Below are 1,700 nucleotides of genomic sequence, written 5' to 3'. Positions count from 1 at the left end.
ATGAAATATATGAGCGCTTTTGAGAAAAGCATAACAATGATGAGTGAAATACCCTCAATCTTTGAGTTATAATATGTTTATATGTTCTTGAACTTTAATCTATTTGAAAACATATCAGATGGTGTAATAATAGTATCTAAAGACAAGAAAATTGTCTACTTTAACAAAAGTGCTAAAAACTTTTTTCCAGATATTGCTCTAAACAAAAGTTGCTATGGGCTTTACAACATATGTGAAAATTGCCCATTGGAAATAGCCAAAGAAGAAAATAGAAATATAAACATATATGATGTCAAATTGTCTAATAAAAGGGTTTGCTTTTCTATGAACCCTATTTTTATGGAAACTGAATTTTACGGTGTAATAGAAATTTTCAGAGACGTAAGCAGAGTTATACACTACATGGAAGATGTTCACAAACAAAAAGAGTTTACTGAAAAAATATTTAACTCCATTGTAGAAGGTATAATAGTTGTAGATAGAGAAGGTAAGATTATAAACTTAAACGATAGCGCTAAGAAACTATTATGTAACCTTGACACAAAAGATGCTATAGGACACCATGTTAAAGAAATTCTTGGAATAGACTTAGAACAAATGCCAGCCTTAGACAAAAGAAACGACATATATATTCAAACTTATTGTGGGAAGTTAAAAGCATCTTTGATGTTGTCTGCTTTTAGAGATGAGGGTTACATAATATCTTTTTACATACTGCCAGAACAAAACATGTTTTACGGTTTTTCTGAAAATGAATTTCATACAAAAAGCCCGAAATTATCAAAGGCTATTGATATCGCAAAATATGTTGCAGAACACAATGTAAACGTGTTGATAGAGGGGGAAACCGGAACAGGTAAAACACTTCTGGCAAAGTATATCCACTTTTTGTCTCCCAGAAGAAATAAGCCTTTTGTTAAAATAAATTGCGCTGCAATACCAGAAAACCTTTTAGAATCAGAGTTATTTGGTTATGTCAAAGGAGCTTTCACTGGTGCTATAAAAGACAAAGTAGGCAAAGTGGAGCTAGCAAACGAAGGTACCCTTTTTTTAGACGAAATTGGTGATATGCCGTTGTCTATACAAGCTAAGATATTAAATTTAATTCAGGAAAAAGAGATAGAAAGGTTGGGAGATAATAAAACTTTAAAGGTGGATGTTAGAATAATAGCTGCTACAAATAAAGATATGAGGCAACTTATTAAAAATAGGCTTTTTAGAGAAGACCTTTACTATAGGTTAAACGTTGTCAATATAACCTTGCCGCCACTAAGGGATAGAAAGGAAGATATTCCAACGCTTGTAAGAGGATTTTTAGAAAAATTTTCCGAAATTCATAAAAAAAGTGTAAAATCGATAAGATCGGAAGCCATCAAGTTGCTTTTAAAATACGACTATCCTGGCAATGTAAGAGAGCTAGAGAATATCATAGAACACGCCGTTATAATGACCAAGAGCGATTACATAGACGCCCCTGATCTTCCTGAGTTTCTAGCTTCTAATTTTGATGTATTTTTAGAAAACTTAACAGAAAAAGATTTGATAGTAAAAACCCTAAAACAAACAAATGGGAACAAAGCTGAAGCCGCAAAGATTCTTAATATGCACAGGACAACGCTTTGGCGCAAGATAAAAGAATACGGTATAGAGATATAACTATGTTATAATATTTTTGTGAGAAAATTAACGTTAATTTCTGT

At 32.1% G+C, this 1,700-nt stretch carries 1 protein-coding gene; it reads left to right on the top strand.

What is annotated here, in order from left to right:
• Nucleotides 1-81 precede the first annotated feature (81 nt).
• Nucleotides 82-1,656 carry a sigma-54 interaction domain-containing protein gene (locus ACP5S8_RS08295; RefSeq protein WP_461876468.1) on the top strand — a complete coding sequence of 525 codons (1,575 nt, stop codon included), beginning with the start codon at nucleotides 82-84 and terminating at the stop codon, nucleotides 1,654-1,656.
• Nucleotides 1,657-1,700 lie beyond the last annotated feature (44 nt).

It is taken from the genome of Hydrogenobaculum sp., assembly GCF_049967395.1.
Lineage (GTDB): Bacteria > Aquificota > Aquificia > Aquificales > Aquificaceae > Hydrogenobaculum.
The sequence above is the reverse complement of the archived record's forward strand: the minus strand, read 5'-3'. Positions and strand labels throughout refer to the sequence as shown.